The sequence below is a fragment of the Kitasatospora sp. NPDC052896 genome, from assembly GCF_044547075.1.
Classification (GTDB): domain Bacteria; phylum Actinomycetota; class Actinomycetes; order Streptomycetales; family Streptomycetaceae; genus Kitasatospora.
Map to the genome: position 1 here is coordinate 339,784 of NZ_JBITZU010000002.1, position 22,125 is coordinate 361,908.

The 22,125-nt window shown below is 73.5% G+C and carries 21 protein-coding genes and 1 pseudogene; 14 read left to right on the top strand and 8 right to left on the bottom strand.

Annotated features, from left to right (window positions below; genetic code table 11):
• The first annotated feature begins 37 nt into the window (after positions 1–37).
• From ACIGXM_RS07625 to ACIGXM_RS07645, 5 genes and pseudogenes are all read left to right on the top strand, one after another.
• Positions 38–742 (top strand): RibD family protein, encoded by a 705-nt coding sequence (locus ACIGXM_RS07625; protein ID WP_396557900.1) that lies wholly within the window; start codon positions 38–40, stop codon positions 740–742.
• Positions 739–1,191: a deaminase gene (locus ACIGXM_RS07630; protein WP_396557902.1), complete on the top strand. Its 453-nt coding sequence runs from the start codon at positions 739–741 to the stop codon at positions 1,189–1,191. Before ACIGXM_RS07625 ends, ACIGXM_RS07630 begins: the two co-directional genes overlap by 4 nt.
• Positions 1,192–1,264: 73 nt before the next feature.
• The gene (locus ACIGXM_RS07635) at positions 1,265–1,930 is read left to right on the top strand and encodes an HAD-IA family hydrolase (RefSeq protein WP_396557904.1); all 666 of its coding nucleotides are present in this window, start codon (positions 1,265–1,267) and stop codon (positions 1,928–1,930) included.
• A 27-nt stretch (positions 1,931–1,957) separates the two neighbouring features.
• Entirely contained in the window at positions 1,958–2,317 is a 360-nt protein-coding gene (locus tag ACIGXM_RS07640; protein WP_396557906.1) for a DUF488 domain-containing protein, read from the top strand.
• Between the two features lie 16 nt (positions 2,318–2,333).
• Positions 2,334–2,444: pseudogene (locus tag ACIGXM_RS07645) on the top strand (type II toxin-antitoxin system RelE/ParE family toxin); the annotation flags it as partial.
• Positions 2,445–2,577: 133 nt separating this feature from the next.
• Here the strand turns inward: ACIGXM_RS07645 and ychF are convergent.
• The gene (gene ychF / locus ACIGXM_RS07650; protein WP_396557908.1) at positions 2,578–3,651 is read right to left on the bottom strand and encodes a redox-regulated ATPase YchF; all 1,074 of its coding nucleotides are present in this window, start codon (positions 3,649–3,651) and stop codon (positions 2,578–2,580) included.
• Positions 3,652–3,846: 195 nt separating this feature from the next.
• Between ychF and ACIGXM_RS07655 the strand changes: the two genes are divergently transcribed.
• On the top strand, positions 3,847–4,449 hold the full coding sequence (locus tag ACIGXM_RS07655) for a DUF6542 domain-containing protein (RefSeq protein ID WP_396557910.1): 603 nt from the start codon (positions 3,847–3,849) through the stop codon (positions 4,447–4,449).
• Positions 4,450–4,468: 19 nt separating this feature from the next.
• Here ACIGXM_RS07655 and ppgK read toward each other — a convergent pair whose 3' ends face one another.
• Positions 4,469–5,206, bottom strand: coding sequence for a polyphosphate--glucose phosphotransferase (gene ppgK / locus ACIGXM_RS07660; RefSeq protein ID WP_396558368.1), 738 nt, complete (start codon positions 5,204–5,206; stop codon positions 4,469–4,471).
• A gap of 144 nt (positions 5,207–5,350) precedes the next feature.
• The gene (locus tag ACIGXM_RS07665) at positions 5,351–6,325 is read right to left on the bottom strand and encodes a 4-hydroxy-3-methylbut-2-enyl diphosphate reductase (protein WP_396557912.1); all 975 of its coding nucleotides are present in this window, start codon (positions 6,323–6,325) and stop codon (positions 5,351–5,353) included.
• An 88-nt stretch (positions 6,326–6,413) separates the two neighbouring features.
• Here ACIGXM_RS07665 and ACIGXM_RS07670 point away from each other — a divergent pair, with 88 nt between their 5' ends.
• The 4 genes from ACIGXM_RS07670 (at position 6,414) to ACIGXM_RS07685 (ending at position 10,071) form a co-directional block, all read left to right on the top strand.
• Complete coding sequence (locus tag ACIGXM_RS07670; protein ID WP_396557914.1) at positions 6,414–7,772, top strand: APC family permease; 1,359 nt, start codon at positions 6,414–6,416, stop codon at positions 7,770–7,772.
• 10 nt (positions 7,773–7,782) lie between these two features.
• A complete protein-coding gene (xseA, locus tag ACIGXM_RS07675; protein WP_396557916.1) occupies positions 7,783–8,985 on the top strand; it encodes an exodeoxyribonuclease VII large subunit in 1,203 nt (400 codons plus the stop codon).
• A gap of 63 nt (positions 8,986–9,048) precedes the next feature.
• The gene (locus ACIGXM_RS07680; protein WP_396557918.1) at positions 9,049–9,342 is read left to right on the top strand and encodes an exodeoxyribonuclease VII small subunit; all 294 of its coding nucleotides are present in this window, start codon (positions 9,049–9,051) and stop codon (positions 9,340–9,342) included.
• Between the two features lie 120 nt (positions 9,343–9,462).
• Positions 9,463–10,071 (top strand): malonic semialdehyde reductase, encoded by a 609-nt coding sequence (locus tag ACIGXM_RS07685; RefSeq protein ID WP_396557920.1) that lies wholly within the window; start codon positions 9,463–9,465, stop codon positions 10,069–10,071.
• 64 nt (positions 10,072–10,135) lie between these two features.
• On the opposite strand, the gene ACIGXM_RS07690 is transcribed toward ACIGXM_RS07685, so the two are convergent.
• Entirely contained in the window at positions 10,136–10,681 is a 546-nt protein-coding gene (locus tag ACIGXM_RS07690; protein WP_396557922.1) for a DUF4245 domain-containing protein, read from the bottom strand.
• A gap of 197 nt (positions 10,682–10,878) precedes the next feature.
• Between ACIGXM_RS07690 and glpX the strand changes: the two genes are divergently transcribed.
• Positions 10,879–11,919 (top strand): class II fructose-bisphosphatase, encoded by a 1,041-nt coding sequence (gene glpX / locus ACIGXM_RS07695; RefSeq protein WP_396557924.1) that lies wholly within the window; start codon positions 10,879–10,881, stop codon positions 11,917–11,919.
• A 55-nt stretch (positions 11,920–11,974) separates the two neighbouring features.
• Here the strand turns inward: glpX and ACIGXM_RS07700 are convergent, their stop codons facing one another.
• Together ACIGXM_RS07700 and ACIGXM_RS07705 are read right to left on the bottom strand one after the other, a co-directional pair.
• Positions 11,975–12,388 carry a WhiB family transcriptional regulator gene (locus ACIGXM_RS07700; RefSeq protein ID WP_396557926.1) on the bottom strand — a complete coding sequence of 138 codons (414 nt, stop codon included), beginning with the start codon at positions 12,386–12,388 and terminating at the stop codon, positions 11,975–11,977.
• Between the two features lie 233 nt (positions 12,389–12,621).
• Entirely contained in the window at positions 12,622–13,275 is a 654-nt protein-coding gene (locus tag ACIGXM_RS07705; protein ID WP_396557928.1) for a DUF1707 domain-containing protein, read from the bottom strand.
• 211 nt (positions 13,276–13,486) lie between these two features.
• Between ACIGXM_RS07705 and ACIGXM_RS07710 the strand changes: the two genes are divergently transcribed.
• Entirely contained in the window at positions 13,487–15,157 is a 1,671-nt protein-coding gene (locus tag ACIGXM_RS07710) for a fumarate hydratase (protein ID WP_396557930.1), read from the top strand.
• A gap of 71 nt (positions 15,158–15,228) precedes the next feature.
• Here ACIGXM_RS07710 and ACIGXM_RS07715 read toward each other — a convergent pair whose 3' ends face one another.
• Positions 15,229–15,468: a hypothetical protein gene (locus tag ACIGXM_RS07715; RefSeq protein WP_396557932.1), complete on the bottom strand. Its 240-nt coding sequence runs from the start codon at positions 15,466–15,468 to the stop codon at positions 15,229–15,231.
• A gap of 212 nt (positions 15,469–15,680) precedes the next feature.
• On the opposite strand from ACIGXM_RS07715, the gene ACIGXM_RS07720 reads away from it, so the two are divergent.
• Together ACIGXM_RS07720 and ACIGXM_RS07725 are read left to right on the top strand one after the other, a co-directional pair.
• Entirely contained in the window at positions 15,681–18,665 is a 2,985-nt protein-coding gene (locus ACIGXM_RS07720) for a BTAD domain-containing putative transcriptional regulator (RefSeq protein ID WP_396557934.1), read from the top strand.
• 721 nt (positions 18,666–19,386) lie between these two features.
• A complete protein-coding gene (locus tag ACIGXM_RS07725) occupies positions 19,387–21,162 on the top strand; it encodes a SpoIIE family protein phosphatase (RefSeq protein ID WP_396557936.1) in 1,776 nt (591 codons plus the stop codon).
• A gap of 7 nt (positions 21,163–21,169) precedes the next feature.
• Here the strand turns inward: ACIGXM_RS07725 and ACIGXM_RS07730 are convergent, their stop codons facing one another.
• A complete protein-coding gene (locus tag ACIGXM_RS07730; protein WP_396557938.1) occupies positions 21,170–22,051 on the bottom strand; it encodes a LysR substrate-binding domain-containing protein in 882 nt (293 codons plus the stop codon).
• Positions 22,052–22,125 lie beyond the last annotated feature (74 nt).

Here is a 22,125-nt window from a genome sequence, read left to right on the forward strand (position 1 = left end):
GTACGGTGGGCTTCAGCACCCGACAGAACGGACCCCGATGGACGCCCCCCAGCCGACCGCCCCGCAGCGCCCGCACGTACTGCTGAGCGCCGCGATGTCGATCGACGGCTACCTCGACGACGCCTCCCCCGAGCGCCTGCTGCTCTCCAACGCGGCCGACTTCGACCGGGTCGACGAGCTGCGCGCCGACTGCGACGCGATCCTGGCCGGCTCCACCACGCTGCGCCGCGACAACCCCCAGCTGCTGGTCAACGACCCCGCCCGGCAAGCCGCCCGGACCGCGACCGGACGGCCCGCGCACCCGCTCAAGGTGACCCTCAGCGCGACCGGCAACCTCCCCGCCGACCTGCGGTTCTGGCACACCGGCGGAGCCAAGGTCGCCTACGCCACGGACGCCGCCGCGCCCGCGTTGCGGGCCGCGCTGGACGGGCTGGCCGAGGTGGTCGCGCTGGGCCCACGGGTCCGCCTGGCCGCACTGCTGGACGACCTGGGCCGGCGCGGGGTCCGCCGGCTGCTGGTGGAGGGCGGCGGGTCGGTGCACACCCAGTTCCTCGCCGAGGGGCTGGCCGACGAGTTGCAGCTGGCGGTCGCGCCGCTGCTGGTCGGCGACCCGGCGGCGCCCCGGTTCGTCAACCCGGCCGACTTCCCGGGCGGGAGCACCCGGCGGATGCGGCTGCTGGAGGCCCGTACTGTCGGGGACGTCGTCCTGCTGCGCTACGCCCCCAAGGAGCACTCCGCGTGACCACCCCCGCCGACCTGGCCTTCCTCACCCGGGCGATCGAGCTCTCCCGGCGCTGCCCGCCCTCGCGGACCGCCTTCTCGGTCGGCGCGGTGATCGTCGGCGCCGACGGCGAGGTGCTGAGCGAGGGCTACAGCCGGGAACTGGACCAGCACTGCCACGCCGAGGAGGCGGCGCTGGGCAAGCTGCCCACCGGCGATCCCCGGCTGCGCGGCGCGACCGTCTACAGCTCGCTGGAACCGTGCGGTCGGCGGGCCTCCCGGCCGCTGCCGTGCGCCCGGCTGCTGATCGCCGCGGGGGTGCCACGGGTGGTGGTGGCCTGGCGCGAGCCCGACCTCTTCGTGACCGGCTGCGAGGGGATCGACCTGCTCACCGCCGCCGGGGTGACCGTGCTGGAGCTGCCCGAACTGGCCGAGGCGGCCAGGGCGGTCAACGCCCATCTGCTGGGCTGATTCCGCCGGTTTGTATCCTTGTGCGACAAACGGCCGCAGCCCTGCTGGTCCCCCCTGCCCCGAAGGAGCCGGCATGTCCGCCGCCACCGAGCTGTCCGTCCGCGCCCTGCTGCTCGACATGGACGGGACGCTGGTCAACTCCGACGCCGTGGTGGAGCGCTGCTGGCGGCGCTGGGCCGCGGACAAGGGCCTGGACGGCGACGCCGTGATGCACGTGGTGCACGGCCGGCAGGGCCACCTGAGCATGGCGATCCTGCTGCCGGACCGCCCGATGGCGGAGAACCTCGCGGAGAACCGCGCGATGCTCGCCGCGGAGACCGCGGACACCGAGGGCGTCGTCGAGGTCCCCGGCGCGGCGGCCTTCCTGGCCTCGCTGGCCGGCCACCCGCACGCCCTGGTCACCTCCGCCGACCTCCGGCTGGCCCGCACCCGGATGGCCGCGGCCGGCCTGTCGATGCCCGACCTCGCGATCACCGCCGAGTCGGTCGGCGCCAGCAAGCCCGACCCCGAGGGCTTCCTCAAGGCCGCCGCCGAGCTGGGCATCGACCCGGCCGAGTGCCTGGTCTTCGAGGACTCCGGAGCCGGCATCGCCGCCGCCCACGCGGCCGGCATGCGCGTCATCGGCATCGGCCCGCGCGCGGCCGCCCACCGGCCCACGGCCCACGTGGCCACCCTCCGCGAGGTCCGCGTCACCCCGGGCCCGGCCGGCACCCTCCTCGTCCGGATCGCGGGGGCGTGACACCCGCGGGGGCGTGACACTGGAGGCATGCGACCCGATCAGGTACGGCTCCGGCGGGCCTACGACCCGCCGTCCCCGGACGACGGCCGGCGGATCCTGGTCGACCGGCTCTGGCCGCGGGGGCTGAGCAAGGAGGCGGCGCAGCTCGACGAGTGGGCCAAGGAGCTGGCCCCCTCCACCGAACTGCGCCGCTGGTTCCACGCCGCCCCCGAGGCCCATGCCGCCGAGTTCGCCACCCGCTACCGCGCCGAGCTGGCCACCCCCGCCCAGCGCGACCGCCTCGCCGCCCTGCGCACCCACCCCAGCCTCACCCTCCTCACCGCCACCCGCGACCCCACCCACAGCTTCGCCGCCATCCTGGCCGAGCTGCTGACCGCGCACGGCTGACCCCGCTCCACCGGGTACGACGCGGCTACGCGTCGGTGACCACCGCGTCGTCTACGCGATCGACGACGGGGAGCTGGTCGTCCGGGTCGTTCACGTGGGACACCGGTCCACCGTTCACGAGACCTGATCGCCACTGACCCCGCGTCAGAACATCCAGCACCCGTCCAGCACGGTGACGGCGAAGGGGCCGGACTCGATGGAGTCCGACCCCTTCCGGGCTGCGCGTTCGACTGGTTTCCCCATGCGCAGCGTGCGCATGACTACACGTTGAAGCGGAACTCCACCACGTCGCCGTCCTGCATGACGTAGTCCTTGCCCTCGATGCGGGACTTGCCCTTGGCGCGGGCCTCGGGGATGGAGCCGCAGGCGACCAGGTCGTCGTAGGAGACGATCTCGGCCTTGATGAAGCCGCGCTGGAAGTCGGTGTGGATGACGCCGGCGGCCTCGGGGGCGGTGGCGCCCTTCTTGATGGTCCAGGCCCGGACCTCCTTGGGGCCCGCCGTGAGGTAGGTCTGCAGGCCGAGGGTGTCGAAGCCGACCCGGCCCAGGGTGGCCATGCCGGCCTCCTCCTGACCCATCGACTGCAGCAGCTCCAGCGCGTCGGCCTCGTCCATGCCGATCAGCTCGGACTCGATCTTGGCGTTCAGGAAGATCGCCTCGGCCGGGGCGACCAGCGCGCGCAGGCCGTCCTTGAACTCCTCGTCGGTCAGCTCCTCCTCGTCCACGTTGAAGACGTAGAGGAACGGCTTGGTGGTGAGCAGGTGCAGCTCGCGCACCGAGGAGGCGTCGAAGCCGGTCTCGAAGAGGGTCTTGCCGGACTCCAGGATCGCCTTCGCGGCCTCGGTGGCGGCCAGCGCGGCGGCCGACTCCTTCTTCAGCCGGGCCTCCTTCTGCAGCCGGGGCAGCACCTTCTCGATGGTCTGCAGGTCGGCCAGGATCAGCTCGGTGTTGATGGTCTCGATGTCGTCCTTCGGCGAGACCTTGCCGTCCACGTGGACCACGTCCGGGTCGTTGAAGGCCCGGATGACCTGGCAGATCGCGTCCGACTCGCGGATGTTGGCGAGGAACTTGTTGCCCAGCCCCTCGCCCTCGGAGGCGCCGCGGACGATGCCGGCGATGTCGACGAAGTCGACGGTGGCCGGGAGGATCCGCTCCGAGTTGAAGATCTCGGCGAGCTTGGGGAGCCGGGAGTCCGGGACGCCGACCACTCCGACGTTCGGCTCGATGGTGGCGAACGGGTAGTTGGCCGCCAGGACGTCGTTCTTCGTCAGGGCGTTGAACAGGGTCGACTTGCCGACGTTCGGCAGACCGACGATTCCGATCGTGAGCGACATGAAAGCGAGATCCCGTGGGCTTGGAGGGCGTGGAGCGGCACCGTACGGGCCGACCGCCCAGTCTACGGGCCCGCACCGCGCGGCCGGTCGCACGCCCACCCGGCAGAGCCGGCGGGACGCACCGGCCAGAGACACGAGGCGGCCACTCGGGTGCCATTACCCAGTGTCGCGATGATCGGACCGTACGTTGGATGGGTGGAGCAGCGCACCCGTACCCAGCCGCCCGGGCCCCGGCCCCGCCCGCCAGTCGGCGGCCGGGCCGCAGAGGCCGCCGTTCCGGGGCCGGCCGCGCCCCGCGACGCCGCACCCGCCCGGCTGTCCCGACAGCGGTCGGCCGCGTCGGGCCGGGCCCCGGCCCCCCGGCTGCGCCTGCGGCTGTCGCTGCGGCCGGCCCGCTCGGCGGACCGCCCGCACCCCGGGCGACCGGCCCGGCTGACCGCGATCGGCACCGGCCTGCTGGCGGTGTCCGGCACGATCGCCGCGGCCCTGCTCGACCGGTTGCTCTTCGGCGGGCTCGGCCTGCTGTTCGGCCTCGGCTACCTGCTGGTCTGCTTCCAGACCGCGATCCGGGTCCGGCCGGCCGACCTGCCGGCCGCCGCGGTCAGCGGCCCGATCGCCTTCGCACTCGCGCTGCTGCTGGTCGGCCCGGTGAGCAGCCCGGGCCTGCTGGGCCAGGTGATCGCGCTGGCCACCGGCCTGGCGCTGCGGGCCGGCTGGCTGTTCGCCGGGACGGGGCTGGCCGCGATGATCACGCTGGCACGGTACGTCGCGCTGCGCCGGGCCCGTCGTACCCGCTGACCACCGCCCGGGCGCGAGGTCAGCCGCGCCGGGCCGCGGCCATCGCGGCACCCACGATGCCCGCGTCGTTGCGCAGCACCGCCGGCACCACCTCGGCGTCCCGCGGCGCGAGCAGCGGCAGGAACCTCTCGTGCTTGCGGCTGACGCCGCCGCCGATGATCACCAGCTGCGGCGAGAAGAGCCGCTCCACCAGGTCGAGGTACTCGTCCACCCGGACCGCCCACTCGGCCCAGCTCAGGTCGTGCTTCTCCCGGGCCGCGGCGGAGGCGCGCCGCTCGGCGTCCTTGCCGCGCAGCTCGAGGTGGCCCAACTCGGTGTTGGGGACCAGCACCCCGTCGGTGAAGAGCGCGCTGCCGATCCCGGTGCCGAAGGTCAGCGTGAGCACCACGCCGGACCGGCCCTTCCCCGCGCCGTGCGCCACCTCGGCCAGGCCGGCCGCGTCGGCGTCGTTGAGCAGGGTGGCCGGCAGGTCGAGCGCCTCCCGGAAGAGTCCCTCGGCGTCCAGGCCGATCCAGCCCTGGTCGACGTTGGCGGCCGTCCGGGTGTGCCCGCCGATCACCACGCCGGGGAAGGTCAGCCCGACCGGCCCGCGGAAGTCGAAGTGCTGGACCACCTCGCGGACCGCGGCGACCACCGCCTCCGGGGAGGCCGGGTGGGGGGTGAGCACCTTGTGCCGTGGCTGGGCGAGCGTGCCGCGGTCCAGGTCGACCGGCGCGCCCTTGATGCCCGAGCCGCCGATGTCCACACCGAACACCATCCGTGCCGTCACGTTCCGCCTCCTCGCTCCGAGCGCGCCGCGTGCGCCGCGCACCGACAGAGTTCTCCACAGGCTGTGCACCAACGTACGAGAGCCTGCCCCGGACGGCAGCCCGGAAGCCCCGGGCGGCGGGAAGCGCCGGCGTCAGAGCTTGCCGGCCGCCTCGGCACGCAGGTCGCGGCGCAGCTCCTTGGGGAGCGAGAACTGCAGCGTCTCCTCGACCGTGCGGACCACCTGGACGTCCTCGAAGCCGCGCTGGGCCAGCCACTCCAGCACGCCCTGCACCAGGATCTCCGGGACGGACGCGCCGCTGGTCAGGCCGACCGTGCCGACGCCATCCAGCCAGGCCTCGTCCAGCTCCTCGGCGAAGTCCACCAGGTGCGCGGCCTTGGCGCCGTACTCCAGGCCGACCTCGACCAGCCGGACCGAGTTGGAGGAGTTCTTCGAGCCGACCACGATCAGCAGGTCGGTCTCCGGGGCGATCTGCTTGACCACCACCTGGCGGTTCTGGGTCGCGTAGCAGATGTCGTCGCTGGGCGGGCTGACCAGCAGCGGGAAGCGCTTCTTCAGCTCACCCACGGTGGCCATCGTCTCGTCCACCGACAGCGTGGTCTGGGAGAGCCAGACCACCTTGCTCTCGTCGCGCACCTCGACGTTCGCCACGTCCTCGGCGCCGTCCACCAGGTGGATCCGGTCCGGGGCCTCGCCCATCGTGCCGATCACCTCCTCGTGGCCCTCGTGGCCGACCAGCAGGATGTCGTAGCCCTCGTCGGCGAACCGGACCGCCTCCTTGTGCACCTTGGTGACCAGCGGGCAGGTGGCGTCGATGGTGGCGAGCTTGCCGGCCCTGGCCTCGTCGTGCACGGACGGCGCCACGCCGTGCGCCGAGAAGACCACGATCGAGCCCTCCGGCACCTCCTCGGTCTCGTCCACGAAGATCGCACCCTGCTTCTCCAGGGTCTGCACGACGTACTTGTTGTGGACGATCTGCTTGCGGACGTAGATCGGCGCCCCGTACTGCTCCAGGGCCTTCTCCACGGCGATGACGGCGCGGTCCACGCCCGCGCAGTAGCCCCGGGGGGCGGCGAGCAGGACACGGCGCGGTGCGGTGGTCGACATGGCATCCATGGTACGGGCGGGTGCGGCCGCCCCGGTGCCGCGCCGACGCACCGTCGCCTGCGGGGCGCGCACGGCCTCGGGTGCTCCAATGCGAAGCGTGAGCGAACGACTCGAGGCGAACCGGCTGCGCCGCAGCCTGGACCTGCGCGACCTGGTGGTCTACGGTCTGCTCTTCATCGCGCCGATGGCGCCGGTCGGGATCTTCGGGGTGCTGGAGGCCCGGAGCCACGGCGCGGTCGCCACGGTCTACCTGGTGGCGACCGTCGCGATGGGTTTCACCGCCTCCTCGTACGCGCAGATGGTGCGCGCGGTGCCGCAGACCGGATCGGTCTTCGCCTACGCCCGGGCCGGGCTCGGCGAACTGCCGGGGTTCGTCGCCGGCTGGATGGCGATGCTCGACTACCTGCTGATCCCGGCGGTCGCCTACCTCTTCTCGGGGATCGCGCTGCACTCCCTGGTGCCGGGCGTGTCACGGTGGGCCTGGACCGTGCTGGCGGTGCTGGTGACCACCGCGCTCAACCTGTCCGGGGTGCGGACGGCCGCCGCGGTGGGGTTCGGGGTGCTGGCGATGGAGCTGGCGGTGCTGGCGGTCTTCGTGCTCGCCGCGGTCGTGGTGCTGGCCGCGAACGGGACGGTCCACCCGGTGCTGGCACCGCTGGTCGGCGTCAGCGGCTTCTCGGCGCCCGCGGTGCTGGGCGCGGTGAGCGTGGCGGTCCTCTCCTACCTGGGGTTCGACGCGATCGCCTCGTTCGTGGAGGAGGCGGTGGGGGCCTCGGCGGCGGTGGCCCGGGCGGTGCTGCTCTGCCTGGCGCTGGCCGGCGGGCTCTTCGTGGCGCAGTCCTACCTGGCCGCGCTGCTGGAGCCGCTCACCCCGGAGCAGCTGGCCGAACAGCCGGCCGCGCAGGGATCGGCCTTCTACGACACGGTGGACACCGCGGTGGGGCCCTGGCTGCACGTCCTGGTGGCGGTGAGCAAGGCGATCGGGGCGGCCTTCGCGGCGCTGGCCGGGCAGGCGGCGGCCGGGCGGCTGCTCTTCGCGATGGGCCGCGAGGGACGGCTGCCGCGGTGGCTGGCGGCGGTCGACCGGGCCTCCGCGGTGCCGCGCCGGGCCCTGCTCGCGGCGGCCGTGGTGACACTGGGCGCGGCGGGCTGGGCGGCCGGGCGCCCCGACGGGCTGGACCGGCTGACCTCGGTGGTGGACATCGGCGCGCTGAGCGCGTTCACGCTGCTGCACGCCTCGGTGATCGGCTGGTACACCGTCCGGCACGGCTCGCCGGACCGGCTGCGGCACCTGCTGGTGCCGCTGCTCGGGATCGCGGTGATCGCCGCCGTGGTGTTCGAGGCCTCGTCCAGCGCGCAGCTGGTGGGGGCCTGCTGGCTGGTGGTCGGGATCGCGGTGGCGGCGGTGCAGTACGGGCGGCGCCGGACTGTCGGCGGCCACCGCTAGCCTCGTACGCATGGCCAACCCGAGCTCCCCCGAAGCCCCGATCCCGGTCGCCAAGGTCTCCGCGCTGATCGGCGGCTGGATCGACCGGCTGGGGGCGGTGTGGGTGGAGGGCCAGATCACCCAGCTGAGCCGGCGCCCCGGCATGCAGTTCCTGACCCTGCGCGACCCGGACCACGACGTCTCACTGAGCGTCACCTGCTTCCGCTCGGTGCTGGAACCGCTCGCCGACACGCTGCGCGAGGGCTCCCGGGTGCTGGTGCACGCCAAGCCCGAGTGGTACGTCGCGCGCGGCACGCTCTCGCTGCGGGCCACCGAGATCCGGCTGGTCGGGCTGGGCGAGCTGCTGGCCCGGCTGGAACTGCTCAAGCGCCGGCTGGCCGAGGAGGGCCTGTTCGCGGCCGAGCGCAAGCGCGCGCTGCCGTTCCTGCCGCACTGCGTCGGGCTGGTCACCGGCCGGGCCTCGGCCGCCGAGCGGGACGTACTGGAGAACGCCCGGCGGCGCTGGCCGGCGGTCCGCTTCGAGGTGCGCAACGTGCCGGTGCAGGGCAACCAGTCGGCGGAGCGGGTGATCGCGGCGGTCCGCGAGCTGGACGCCGCCCCCGAGGTGGACGTGATCATCGTGGCCCGCGGCGGCGGCAGCGTGGAGGACCTGCTGCCCTTCTCGGACGAGGCGCTCTGCCGCGCGGTGGCCGCGGCCCGGACGCCGGTGGTCAGCGCGATCGGGCACGAGCCGGACCAGCCGCTGCTGGACCTGGTGGCCGACCTGCGGGCGTCGACCCCGACCGACGCGGCCAAGCGGGTGGTCCCGGACGTCGGGGAGGAGACGGCCCGGGTCCGCCAGCTGCGCGACCGGGCCCGGCGGACGGTGGTCGGGCTGGTCGAGCGGGAGCGGGCCGGTCTGGCGGGAGTGCGCAGCCGGCCGGTGCTGGCCGCGCCCGAGCGGCTGCTGGCCGAGCGGGAGCAGGAGCTGACGGCGCTGACGGCGCGCTCGCGACGGTGCCTGGGGCACCAGCTGGACCGGGCCGAGTCCGACCTCGGGCACACCCTGGCCCGGGTGGTGGCGCTCTCCCCCGCCGCCACGCTGGAGCGCGGCTACGCCGTGCTGCAGCGCGCGGACGGCGCGGTGGTGACCGATCCGGCGCAGGTGGCCGCCGGCGAGCGGCTGCGCGCCCGGGTCGCCAGCGGCTCGCTGACGGTGACGGCGGAGGACTAGGGCGGGCCCTGGCGGCGCGGCGAACCACCCGGCGCTGTCGGCCCCGGCCCGTAGGCTGGCGGCATGGCAGACGAGGACGGGCAGCACCCCACCACCAGCGCCGCGACCGACCAGGCGGCGGACGACGCGCTGGGCTACGAGCAGGCCCGGGACGCGCTGCTGGACGTGGTCCGGCGGCTGGAGACCGGCGGCATCACGCTGGAGGAGTCGCTCGCGCTGTGGGAGCGCGGCGAGCGGCTGGCCAAGGTCTGCCAGCGCCGGCTGGACGGCGCGCGGGCCCGGCTGGACGCGGCGCTGGCCGCCGAACAGGCCGAACAGGCCGAGCGGACCGCGACCGACGGCGACCAGCGCGACTAGACCCCCACGACTGTGACGCGGCTCACCTCACCTTGAGGAACAGTTGAAAATTCACCTATGTTGTCAGGTAACGAGCGGCACCCCGGCCGCCCTTCCCGACAGCACTGAGGTGTAGCACCCATGACCACCGCCAACGACGCGCTCGTCCTCGACACCGCGGCCCAGGACCTGCTCTTCCGCGATGCCCGGACCGCCAACACCTTCACCGACGAGCCGGTCACCGACGAGCAGCTCCAGGCCATATACGACCTGGTCAAGTACGCGCCGACCGCGTTCAACCAGCAGCCGCTGCGCGTCGTCCTGGTCCGCTCCGCCGAGGCCCGCGAGCGCCTGGTGGCCCAGATGTCGGACGGCAACAAGGCCAAGACCAGCACCGCCCCGCTGGTCGCCATCCTGGCCGCCGACAACGAGTTCCACGAGGAGCTGCCGACCCAGTTCCCGGCCTTCCCGGCCGCCAAGGACGTCTTCTTCTCGGAGCGCTCGGCCCGCGAGGGCTCGGCGCGCTTCAACGGCTCGCTGCAGGTCGGCTACTTCATCATCGGCGTGCGCGCCGCCGGCCTGGCCGCCGGCCCGATGACCGGCTTCAACGCCGAGGGCATCAACAAGGAGTTCTTCGGCGACGGCGAGCACTCGGTGCTGGCCGTGGTGAACATCGGCAAGCCGGGCGCGGACGCCTGGTACCCGCGCTCGCCGCGACTGGCCTACGACGAGGTCGTCACCACCGTCTGAGCCGGCCCGCACACCACGATGGCGGGGACCCCACCGGGGTCCCCGCCATCGGCGTGTCGGCGGATCAGTGCAGCGCGGCGGCCAGCTGGGCCAGCTCGTCGTAGGAGGCACTACCGGTGACCACCGTGGTGGCCGTGCCGGTCGGCTCGGTCAGGCCGCGGTAGGAGTCGCCCTGGTAGCGCTCCCACTGCTTGCCGTCCACGCTCGCGCTGCCGTCCGGCTGGTAGCCGGGCACCACGGCGGCCAGCACGTCGTCCTTGGCCGCGTCGCTCTGCTCGAGAGCCGCGTACTTGCCCTCCGGGGTGACGAAGCCCAGGTGCCAGGTGGCGATGCCGCTGTTCCCGGCCGGCGGCGTGTACTGCACCGAGGTGGCCCGCCAGCCGGCCGGCAGCCCCTGCGGGGCCAGCAGCGGGTAGGGCGCGGCGCGCTTCGCCGAGCTGTACGACGAGCTGTAGTCCACGACCCGCACCGGATCACTCGCCGAGTGCGGGATGAACAGATACGCCACCAGGGCCACACCACCGACGGCGAGCATCGACAGGATCATGTCCCGTACGGTCTGCCGGCCTCTCATGCCACCTTTGCCTGCCACCCCCACATGGTGACCCATCGCGCCCCACGACCCGGCACCCGGGGTGGTCACCAAGGGGGGAACCGCCCCAAACCGGCACAGAACCACTGGCGAGCGGGACCTGCGGCACAGACAGTCATCCCGTACACCGATACGATCGGATGACCCTCATCGCAGCGCTCGACCAGACAGTAGTCGATCGCTCACTGGCCGTCGCGTACAGAGAGGTATCGACGATGACCGCGCAGTATCCCTCCCATCTCCCGCGAGCCCTGGAGGTCGCCCCCGAGGCGCCCGACCGGAACCTCGCCCTGGAACTCGTCCGGGTGACCGAGGCAGCGGCCATGGCGGCCGGCCGCTGGGTCGGCCGTGGCGACAAGAACGGCGCCGACGGCGCGGCCGTGAAGGCCATGCGGGCCCTCGTCTCCACCGTCTCGATGAACGGCGTTGTCGTCATCGGCGAGGGCGAGAAGGACGAGGCCCCGATGCTCTACAACGGCGAGCGGGTCGGCGACGGCACCGGCGCCGAGTGCGACGTCGCGGTGGACCCGGTGGACGGCACCACGCTGACCGCCAAGGGCATGAACAACGCCGTCGCCGTCCTGGCGGTCGCCGACCGCGGCACCATGTTCGACCCGAGCGCCGTCTTCTACATGGACAAGCTGGTGGCCGGCCCCGAGGCCGCCGACTTCGTCGACATCACCGCGCCCGCGGCGGTCAACATCCGCCGGGTCGCCAAGGCCAAGGGCAGCGCCGTCGAGGACGTCACCGTGGTGGTCCTGGACCGCCCGCGCCACGACGGCCTGGTCCGCGAGATCCGCGAGGCCGGCGCCCGGATCAAGTTCATCTCGGACGGCGACGTGGCCGGCGCGATCATGGCCGCCCGCGAGGGCACCGGCGTCGACCTGCTGATGGGTGTCGGCGGCACGCCCGAGGGCATCATCGCGGCCTGCGCGATGAAGTGCATGGGCGGCGTCATCCAGGGCCGGCTGTGGCCCAAGGACGAGGCCGAGAAGCAGAAGGCGCTGGACGCCGGGCACGACCTGGACCGGGTGCTCACCACCGACGACCTGGTCAGCGGCGAGAACGTGTTCTTCGTCGCCACCGGCATCACCGACGGCGAGCTGCTGCGCGGCGTGCACTACCGCCAGGAGACCGCCACCACCAGCTCGCTGGTGATGCGCTCGAAGAGCGGCACGATCCGACGGATCGACTCCACCCACAAGCTGTCCAAGCTGCGGGCCTACAGCGCGATCGACTTCGACCGCGCGAACTGACGACGCCGGCCGGCGGGCCGGGCGCGGCGGACCGGGCGGACCCCGGGAGCCGCGCTCAGCCCGCTATCCGGCCGTGCTCGGCCGCCAGCCGGTCGGCCACCCGGGGCGCCTCGCGCAGTTCGCCGTCCCGACGGCGGCGCCGGGAGAGCACCACCCGGCGCTCGGCCGCCGTCAGCCCGCCCCAGACCCCGTACGGCTCCGGCTGGGCCAGCGCGTGCTCGCGGCACTCCAGCAGCACCGGACAGCGGGCGCAGACCTGCTTGGCCTGCTCCTCCCGGGCCAGCCGGGCCGCGGTGGGCTCCTTGGACGGCGCGAAGAACAACCCGGCCTCGTCCCGGCGGCAGGCCGCGCCGGTGTGCCAGGGGTTGTCCTCCAGCTGGTCGAGCCGGACGCCCCCGGATTCCCGCCGCTGCGGGGCGGCGGCGATACGGACGACAGCGGTGGTGCTGGGCTCGATCGGGTGCAGCACGGCGACTCCAGACACAGGCTCGGGGAAGACTCGCGTCAACTGCCCGGCTACGCGACGCGGGCGCCCCGCGCGGTGGTGCGACCGCAGCCGTTCAGGAAACGATGTGCGAGAGGAACTACCCCGCGCCATCCCGGTTCATGCACACGGTAGGCGCCCGGACACCGTCTGCACTCGCCCAACCGCGAGCACTGGTGGTCGAGTTGACGGAACGTGAGGCTCCGGCTGGCCGACCCTCAGCCGCCGATCTGCCGGCGCACCCAGTCGGTCAGCTTCTTGCCCTTGCGCGGCTTGGCCTCGCAGCCGCCGAAGACGGCCGCACCCTTGACCCGGACCACCGGCGCGTACGGGTCGTCGGCCGTCTGCTCACGCACCGTGAAGCCGCCGAAGATCCCCGCGCCACTGCCGACGAGGCTCACGTTCTCCGGGACCCTGATCTCCACGCCGCCGAAGACCGCGCTCACCTCGATCACCACCTCGGGCGACTCGAAGACCGCGTCGCTGAGGTCCAGCTCCACCCCGCCGAAGACCGCCACCACCTTCAGGTGCGAGCCGACCCGCCAGCGCCCCTTGCGGGTCACCCCGCCGAAGACCGCCACCGCGGTCGGGCTCTCGTTCCGGGCCGCCGGCAGCGGCGGGCCGGCCGGGGACGGCCCGGGGGCCGGGTGAGCCGTCGACATCGACGGGTGGCTCGGCAGGTCGCGGGTGAGCGGGGCCAGCTCGCCCAGGGTCTTGGCGGCGTAGGCCGCGTCGATCCGCTCGGCGTGTTCCTCGGTACTGAGTCGACCCTCGGCGAAGGCGTCGCGCAGCAGCTCGACGATCCGTTCCCGGTCGGCGTCGGAGGCGCGCAGCTCGGCGGGAGCCACCGGCTCCGCGGCGCGCTTGCTCATTGGTACGGGCTGGCGGTTGGCCGGATCCTGTGCCGGGGTGTTGTCCACGGCCCAAGCCTAGCCAGTCCGGCAAGTCACGAACGAGTGTTCTCCCGGTACGAAGTGAGCCCCGTCACGCAGGCTCACCTGCCCGCACGGGCCCGCCCCCCGGCGTTCTACGCTGGAGGGCGCTTCGCCGACGCAGCCGATTCCACCCCGTGAAGGACCATCGATGGCAGCCACGCCAGACTTCGCCTACTCCGACCTCCTCCCGCTCGGGGCCGACCCCACCCCGTACCGCAAGCTGACCTCCGAGGGCGTCAGCACCTTCGAGGCCGGCGGGCGGCGCTTCCTGCAGGTCGAGCCGGAGGCGCTGCGGCTGCTCACCGCCGAGGCGATGCACGACATCGCGCACTACCTGCGCCCGGCCCACCTGGCCCAGCTGCGCCGGATCCTGGACGACCCGGAGGCCAGCCCGAACGACCGCTTCGTGGCGCTGGACCTGCTGAAGAACGTCAACATCTCGGCCGGCGGCGTGCTGCCGATGTGCCAGGACACCGGCACCGCGATCGTGATGGGCAAGCGCGGCCAGTCCGTGCTGACCTCGGGCGGCGACGAGGCCGCGATCGCCCGCGGTGTCTTCGACGCGTACACCAAGCTCAACCTGCGCTACTCGCAGATGGCCCCGCTGACCATGTGGGACGAGAAGAACACCGGCTCCAACCTGCCGGCGCAGATCGAGCTGTACGCCACCGACGGCGACGCGTACAAGTTCCTCTTCATGGCCAAGGGCGGCGGCAGCGCCAACAAGTCGTACCTGTACCAGGAGACCAAGGCGATTCTCAACGAGAAGAGCATGCTGGCCTTCCTGGAGCAGAAGATCCGCTCGCTGGGCACGGCCGCCTGCCCGCCGTACCACCTGGCGATCGTGGTCGGTGGCACCAGCGCCGAGTTCGCGCTGAAGACCGCCAAGTACGCCTCCGCGCACTACCTCGACCAGCTGCCGACCTCCGGCGACGCGGCCACCGGCCACGGCTTCCGCGACCTGGAGCTGGAGGCCAAGGTCTTCGAGCTGACCCAGAAGATCGGCATCGGCGCCCAGTTCGGCGGCAAGTACTTCTGCCACGACGTGCGGGTGATCCGGCTGCCGCGGCACGGCGCCTCGCTGCCGGTCGCGATGGCCGTCTCCTGCTCGGCCGACCGCCAGGCGCTCGGCAAGATCACCGCCGAGGGCGTCTTCCTGGAGCGGTTGGAGACCGACCCGGCGAAGTACCTGCCGGAGACCACCGACGCCCACCTGGACGACGCGGTGGTCAGGATCGACCTCAACCAGCCGATGGCGCAGATCCGTTCGGAGCTGTCCAAGCACCCGGTGAAGACCCGCCTGTCGCTCACCGGCACCCTGGTGGTGGCCCGCGACATCGCGCACGCCAAGATCAAGGAGCGGCTGGACGCGGGCGAGGGCATGCCGCAGTACCTCAAGGACCACCCGGTCTACTACGCCGGCCCGGCCAAGACCCCCGAGGGCTACGCCTCCGGCTCGTTCGGCCCGACCACGGCCGGCCGGATGGACTCCTACGTCGACCAGTTCCAGGCCGCCGGTGGCTCGATGGTGATGCTCGCCAAGGGCAACCGCTCCAAGCAGGTCACCGACGCCTGCGCCAAGCACGGCGGCTTCTACCTCGGCTCGATCGGCGGCCCGGCCGCCCGACTCGCCCAGGACTGCATCAAGAAGGTCGAGGTGCTGGAGTACGCCGAGCTGGGCATGGAGGCGGTCTGGCGGATCGAGGTCGAGGACTTCCCGGCCTTCGTGGTGGTCGACGACAAGGGCAACGACTTCTTCACCGAGGCCACCGACACGGCTCCGCTGATCACCAACATTCCGGTGCGCTCGGCGCAGTAGCGGCGCGCGAATGCCGAACGTCCCGCGCCGGAGGCTCCGGTGCGGGACGTTCGGTTTGGCGCATCAGGGGCTCAAGGGGTCGGGCTGACCAGCCCGAGCGGCCGGGTCGGCCCGTCGTGCAGCGGCTGCCCCTGGGCCGGCACGGTCGGCACGGCCTCCTCCTCTGCGGGCTGCTCGGTGCCATTGGCGGTCACGGCCTGCGTCACCGCGTCCGTCACTTGCTGGTCAACGGCCTGCGCGGACGCGGGGGCCGCGATCGTCCACGCTCCCGGCTCCTCGGAAGCAGTAGTCGAGTTCTCGTTTTCGGCCATTGCGGGTGCCTTTCCAGTCGTGAGACGCAGCCTCCGCCCGGCTGGGACCAGTCGGACTGAAGGACAGTATTGTAGGAATCGTTAAATGTCTTATAAACAGCCCTCCCCATGCTCACTCTGTCGGCCGCACCCCATCCCAGCTGCGCTGATGTCCAACTGAGCGGGGAGGGCCATACTTTGCAGGTGAATTACCGCCACCCTCGGGGGATCTCATGGAGCTTCAGGTAACGCCGCACAGCGATGTGCTGCGCTTCCAGGTGCTCGGTCCGGTCCAGGCCTGGCGCGGTGAGCAGGCGCTGGCCCTCGGATCCCCGCAGCAGCAGGCGGTGCTGACCTCGCTGCTGCTGCGCCGCGGACGGCCGGTCACCACCCAGGAGTTGGTGGACGATCTGTGGGGCGACCGGCCGCCGCCGCAGGCGGTCGCCGCGCTGCGCACCTACGTCTCCCGGCTGCGCTCGGTCATCGAGCCGGGCCGCGAGGTCCGCAAGCCCGCTGAGCTGCTGGTCTCGGTCCGGGACGGCTACGCGCTACGCGTGTCCGCGGACGCCCTCGACCTGGCGGCCTTCGACGCCCAGGTCGCCGAGGCGGCCAAGGCCCGGCAGAACGGCGACCCGGTGGCCGCGCACCGACTGCTGCTCTCCGCGCTCACCCTGTGGAGCGGTCAGCCACTGGCCGGGATCCCCGGACCGTACGCGGACGCGCAGCGGCTGCGGCTCGGCGAGCGCCGGGTGGCGGCGCTGGAGGAGCGCTTCGCGACGGCGCTCGACACCGGCCTGCACGCCGAGGTCGCCGCCGAGTTGAACTCGCTCGCCACCGAACACCCGCTGCGCGAGCGGCTGCGCGAGCTGCTGATGCTCGCGCTCTACCGCAGCGGCCGCCAGGCCGAGGCGCTCAGTGTCTACGCGGCCACCCGGAAGCTGCTGATCAACGACCTCGGCGTGGAGCCCGGCGCCAGCCTCGCCGCCATGCACTCGCGGATCCTCTCCGCCGACCCGACACTGATGTACGCCCCGCCGGAGCCGTCCCTGCCGGCGACCGAGAGCGGAGCAGTCGCGCCGCCCACCCCTCCGGCCCAACTCCCGGCCGACGTATCGGACTTCAGCGGCCGCACCGAACTGGTCGGCGAGCTGCGGGCGGTCCTGCAACGCGCCTCCGGGCAGGCCGTGGTGGTCACCTCGCTGGCCGGCATCGGCGGCGTCGGCAAGACCACCCTCGCGGTGCACGTGGCACACAGCGTCCGCGCCGAGTTCCCGGACGGGCAGCTCTACGTGGACCTGCGCGGGGCCGGTGCCACTCCGGCCGACCCCGCGGTGGTGCTCGGCGACTTCCTCTACGCGCTGGGTTCCGGCGAGCCCCCGGAGTCGTTCGAGCAGCGGGTCGCGCTCTACCGCTCGCTGCTGGCCGAGCGCCGGATGCTGATCATGCTGGACAACGCGCACGACGTCGAGCAGGTCGCCCCGCTGATTCCCGGCGTGGCCGGCTGCGCGGTGCTGGCGACCAGCCGCTCCCGGCTGGCCGGGCTACCCGGCGCGCACCTGGTGGACGTCGAGGAGCTGACCCCCGAGGAGGCGCTCGAACTCTTCGCGGCGATCGTCGGCCGGCGCCGGATCGAGGCCGAGCCGGAGGCCGCCCTGGCCGTGGTGAAGGCCTGCGGATTCCTGCCGCTGGCGGTCCGGATCGCCGCGGCCCGGCTGGCCAGCCGGCCGCGCTGGAGCGTCTCGGACCTGGCCCGGCGGTTAGCGGACCAGCGGCGCCGGCTGGACGAGCTGCAGCTGGGCAACCTGGCGGTGGAGACCACCCTCGGACTCGGCTACGGCCAGCTGCAGCCCGAGGAGGCCCGCGCGTTCCGGCTGCTGACCTCGGTGGACAGCCCCGACCTGCCGCTGCCCGCGGTGGCCGCGCTGCTCGGCAGCTCCGAGGAGCGCGCCGAGGAACTGGCCGAGGCGCTGGTCGAGGCCAACATGCTGGAGTGCTTCAGCCCCGGCCGCTACCGCTACCACGACCTGCTGCGACTCTTCGCGCGCAAGCAGGCCGAGAAGACGCATGCTCAGGAGGACGAGCAGGCCGGGCTGCTGCGGCTGCTCGACCTGCTGCTCGCCACCCTGCGCAACGCCGCGCAGACCCTGGAGCCGGACGACCTGCTGCCCGAGGCCCTGCACCACCCCGAACACCCCGGGATCCGCTTCGAGAGCACCGCCTCGGCCCGCGGCTGGCTGCGGACCGAGTTCCCGCTGCTGCTGGCCACCATCGAGCGGACCGGCGCCGGCACCGACTCCGCGGAGCTGATGCGTCGCGGTATCGACGTGCTGATCACGCTCCGCTCACTGGTCGAGGAGCGGCTGCACGGTGACCGGATCCAGCGGATCCTGGAGGCCGCCGAGCGCGGCGCGGTGGCGCGGGGCGACGACCAGGCGCTCGCCCGGGTGCGTTTCACCGTCGGCGTGGCCCGGCACCTGGCCGGCGACTTCCCCGGCTCGGAGACCTCGCTGCGGGAGTGCCTGGAGCTGCTCAGCCCGACCGAGACGCCGATCCTGCGGTCCACCGTGGCCAGCTCGCTGGGCAGCATGCTGAGCATCACCAACCGGTCGGACCAGGCCCTGTCGATCTTCACCCAGGCCCGGAAGATCTACCAGAGCCTGGCCGCGAAGAGCAGCGAGGCGCGCATCCTGGGCAACATGGCCCGGGCTCATCTCTCGCTGGGCCAGTACGAGTTGGCGATCGACTCGGCCCAGGAGGCGCTGGCCACCGCGCGGATCTCCGGCAACGCCCACAGCATCACCGACTCCCTCTACCAACTCGGCATCGTGCTGGGCACGGTGGGCTCGCCGGCGGAGGCCGCCGTGCATCTGCGCGAGGCCCGCCAGCGCTACCAGGAGCAGCAGAACCCGTTCTTCGAAGGCCTTTCACTGGCCCGGCTGGCGGGCTGCCTGCTGAAGGCCGGTCGGCCCGACGAGGCCGCGCTGGCCGCCGCGGAGGCGGAGCCGATCGCCCAGGAGGTGGAGAACGCCTATCTGCAGGGCCTGGTGGCGGCCGCCTCCGGCGAGGCGCTGCTCCGGCTCGGCGACCGGACGGTCGGCCTGGACCGGCTCCGCGCGGCCCTCGGCATCTTCACACGGCTCGGTGTGCCCGAGGCCCGGCACGTCCAGGACCTCATCGACGATCAGCACACCGAGCCTCCCACCACCCCCGCGCCGTGATGCCGGGATCCCCCGTGGCTCCCGGTATCGGTGGTGCCGGGAGCCCCCGTGACTCCCGGACCCACCCACCCGGAGGCCCCCCGTCGGCCTCCGGCTCCCCCGTGTTGCGGAAAGCGCTTGTTCCCCCCGGAAGAGTGGTGACCCCGCAGCCCCCCGGCTGCGGGAGCACCTCTCTGCGCTTCCCCGGCGCTGAGAAGACTCTGACACCCGGCGATTGACGTTCAATAAACGAGATCTCGGCGGGACCGTCGGCCGGTCGTGCGGCGTGCGGTGGGCCGCGCACCCCCCTCGCCCACCCCATCGTGCTTCGATCTGCCGGGCATATTCATCCGATCAGCCAGGAGTTGGCCGGAAACCGACTGCGCACTGCTCTGATCACGCATATTCTCAGAGGCCGGATGGCTGATGCGGGGCGGATCGGCACACGCCGATCGATATCCGGACAGTGGTATGGACCGGAGCGGGTGAGGAGACGCGGGACACCGCGGGACGCGGCGAGCGGGACACCACGGTCGTGGGCAGCGGCCGGTGGCCAGGGGAAAGGTGCCTCTCTATCGTGACGACGGGACAGATATCAGGGCCCGCCCCGGGCGTGGCTCCGGGCCGGACGGCCCAGGTGCCGAAAGCCGACCACGGCACCGGCGATCCGAGCCGCCGCCCCGCCGCCACCGGGCCGCTGCCCGGCCCCTCCCGCCCCCACGACCGGTAAGAACAGGCAGCCGTGCGCGACCATCCGATCCCCCAGGCCGGCCGCCCGCCCGCCGTCCCGCCCCGGCGCCGCCCGCCACCCCGGCGACCGGGCCCGCCGGCCGTCCCGCTCAACCTCCGGGTCCGCCGGGCCCTGGACGAGCGGATGGCCTACCTCAACGACGCCACCCGGCTGATCAACGGCAGCCTGGACCCGGCCGGCCCGGTCCGCGGCCTGGTCCGGGTGCTGGTCCCGGCACTGGCCGACGCCGCCCTGGTCCACCTGCGCGAGCCGGCCCCGGCGGGCGGGCGGGACCGCAGCCGCCCACCCGGCGCACTGCGGCTGCACCGGGCCGAGGGGACCAGACTGGGCCGCGGCCGTCCGACGGTGACCGCCGCGCCGGGCGGGGCGCTGGCCGCGACGCTGCGTCAGCAGGCCCCGGTCGGGCCGCTGGTGCTGGGCGACCCGGACGGCGAGCGGCTGCGCCCGCTCTTCGCCGAGCTGTACGGCCCCCGGGCGCTGCGCGCGCTGGCCCCCGGCACCGCGCTGCTCGCACTGCCGCTGCACGGGCGCGGCGCGGTGCTCGGGCTGCTGGTGCTGGTCCGCCGCCCCCAGCGCGACGCGGGGGTCCCCGCCCACTTCGACAGCGCCGACAGCCACACCGCGGCCCAGCTCGCCACCGTGGCCGGCCTCGCGCTGGACACCGCGCTGCGCTACACCCGGGAGTCGGAGATCGCCGACCGGCTGCAGCGCAGCATGCTGCCCGCCCGCCTGCCGCAGCAGTACGGCGTCCGGCTGGCCCACCGCTACCTCCCGGGCGAGAGCGACGCCCAGGTCGGCGGCGACTGGTACGACGCCGTCCCGCTGCCCGGCAACCGGATGGCGCTGATCGTCGGCGACGTGATGGGCCACTCGCTGACCTCGGCGGCGGTGATGGGCCAGCTGCGGACCAGTGCGCAGACCCTGGCCGCACTCGACCTGCCACCGCACGAGGTGCTCTACCACCTGGACGAGCAGGCCCAACGGCTCGGCCGCGAGCAGCACCTGGCCACCTGCGTCTACGCGGTCTACGACCCGATCGCCAACCGGATCGTGGTCGCCAACGCGGGCCACATGCCACCCGCGCTGGTGCACCCGGACGGCCGGGCCGAGCTGCTCGACCTCCCGGCCGGCGCGCCGATCGGCGTCGGCGGGGTCGACTTCTGCTCCACCGAGCTGCCCGCACCGCCCGGCTCGGCCCTGCTGCTCTTCACCGACGGCCTGGTGGAGTCCCGGCGCCGGCCGATCACCGACGGGCTGGAGCGGCTGCGGGCCCGGCTGACCGACGCCCACCAGCACTCGCCCGAGCAGCTCTGCCACGAGGCACTGCGGATCCTGCCACCGGGCGACCGGGCCGACGACATCGCGCTGCTGGCCGCGGCCTTCGACGGGATCCCGGCCGAGGACGTCGCCTTCTGGTACCTGCAGCCGCGGCACGAGACCCCGGGCCGGGCCCGCCGGCTGGCCGGCCACGCGCTGCGCCGGTGGGGGCTGGAGCCGCTGGCCGAGAGCGCCGAGCTGATGGTCAGCGAGCTGGTCACCAACGCGATCCAGCACGCCACCCGGCCGGTCACGCTGCGGCTGGTGCGCACCTCGCTGCTGCGCTGCGAGGTGGGCGACGACAGCCCGCAGCTGCCCCGGCGCCGGCAGGCCGGGCCACAGGACGAGCGGGGTCGGGGTCTGCACCTGGTCGCCCGGATCGCCGAGCGCTGGGGTGCCACCCGGCTCGGCGGCGGCAAGGTGGTCTGGTTCGAGCAGCGGCTGCCCTGAACCCGGCTCAGTGGACCAGCCGCACCGGCAGGTCCGCGAGCACCGCCCGCAGCGACTCGGCGAACCGGTCGTACTCGGCGGCGCGGGCCGAGCCGGGCCGGGTGGCCAGGCCGATCCGCCGCCCCGGCGCGGGCTGGGCGAACCGCACCGCGGCCAGCCGCTCGGTGCGCCCGGCCTCCACCTCCAGCGCGGTGGCCGGCAGCAGGGTGACCCCGAGGCCGCCCGCCACCAGCTGCACCAGGGTGCCGAGGCCGGCCGCCCGGGTGGTGCCGCCCGCCTCGGCGCCGACCTCGCGGCAGAGGTCCAGCGCCTGGTCGCGCAGGCAGTGACCCTCCTCCAGCAGCAGCACGTCCAGGTCGAGCAGCACGTCCCGGGGGACGTCGGTGCGCCCGGCCAGCTCGTGCTCGGGCGGGGTGACCAGCACGAAGTCCTCGTCGAACAGCGGGATGTCGCGGGTCGGCGGCGAGCCTCCGCCGGGCAGCGCGAGCAGCAGCAGGTCGAGCCGGCCGGCCGCCAGGCCGTCCAGCAGCGCGGCGGTACGCTCCTCGTGCACGTGGAGCTCGAGCTCGGGGTAGCTGTCCCGGACCAGCCGCAGCACCGTGGGCAACAGGTAGGGCGCGACGGTGGGGATCACCCCGAGGTGCAGCGGGCCGGTGAACGGGCGGCGGGCCGCCTCGACCTCCTCGGTCAGCTCGGTCAGCGCGGCCAGCACCCGGCGGGCGTGCCCGGCCACGCGCTCCCCCAGGGGGGTGATGATGACCTTGCGCGTCGTACGCTCGACGAGCTGCGCGCCGAGCGACTCCTCCAGCGCGGCGACCGCGCCGGAGAGCGCCGGCTGGCTGGTGCCGATGGCCGCCGCGGCCTCCCTGAAGTGCAGGTGTTCGGTCACCGCCAGGAAGGCCCGGAGCTGGGCAACGCTGGGGGTGCGGGGCTTGGGGTGCTGGGTACTGATAGCTCTCTCCG

Coding starts and splice junctions, on each gene's coding strand:
- ACIGXM_RS07625 (WP_396557900.1), top strand. CDS start 38: ATGGACGCCCCCCAGCCGACCGCCCCGCAGCGCCCGCACGTACTGCTG.
- ACIGXM_RS07635 (WP_396557904.1), top strand. CDS start 1,265: ATGTCCGCCGCCACCGAGCTGTCCGTCCGCGCCCTGCTGCTCGACATG.
- ACIGXM_RS07640 (WP_396557906.1), top strand. CDS start 1,958: ATGCGACCCGATCAGGTACGGCTCCGGCGGGCCTACGACCCGCCGTCC.
- ychF (WP_396557908.1), bottom strand. CDS start 3,651: ATGTCGCTCACGATCGGAATCGTCGGTCTGCCGAACGTCGGCAAGTCG.
- ppgK (WP_396558368.1), bottom strand. CDS start 5,206: ATGGTGTTCGGTGTGGACATCGGCGGCTCGGGCATCAAGGGCGCGCCG.
- ACIGXM_RS07665 (WP_396557912.1), bottom strand. CDS start 6,325: ATGTCGACCACCGCACCGCGCCGTGTCCTGCTCGCCGCCCCCCGGGGC.
- ACIGXM_RS07670 (WP_396557914.1), top strand. CDS start 6,414: ATGCGAAGCGTGAGCGAACGACTCGAGGCGAACCGGCTGCGCCGCAGC.
- xseA (WP_396557916.1), top strand. CDS start 7,783: ATGGCCAACCCGAGCTCCCCCGAAGCCCCGATCCCGGTCGCCAAGGTC.
- ACIGXM_RS07680 (WP_396557918.1), top strand. CDS start 9,049: ATGGCAGACGAGGACGGGCAGCACCCCACCACCAGCGCCGCGACCGAC.
- ACIGXM_RS07685 (WP_396557920.1), top strand. CDS start 9,463: ATGACCACCGCCAACGACGCGCTCGTCCTCGACACCGCGGCCCAGGAC.
- ACIGXM_RS07690 (WP_396557922.1), bottom strand. CDS start 10,681: ATGGGTCACCATGTGGGGGTGGCAGGCAAAGGTGGCATGAGAGGCCGG.
- glpX (WP_396557924.1), top strand. CDS start 10,879: ATGACCGCGCAGTATCCCTCCCATCTCCCGCGAGCCCTGGAGGTCGCC.
- ACIGXM_RS07705 (WP_396557928.1), bottom strand. CDS start 13,275: ATGAGCAAGCGCGCCGCGGAGCCGGTGGCTCCCGCCGAGCTGCGCGCC.
- ACIGXM_RS07710 (WP_396557930.1), top strand. CDS start 13,487: ATGGCAGCCACGCCAGACTTCGCCTACTCCGACCTCCTCCCGCTCGGG.
- ACIGXM_RS07715 (WP_396557932.1), bottom strand. CDS start 15,468: ATGGCCGAAAACGAGAACTCGACTACTGCTTCCGAGGAGCCGGGAGCG.
- ACIGXM_RS07720 (WP_396557934.1), top strand. CDS start 15,681: ATGGAGCTTCAGGTAACGCCGCACAGCGATGTGCTGCGCTTCCAGGTG.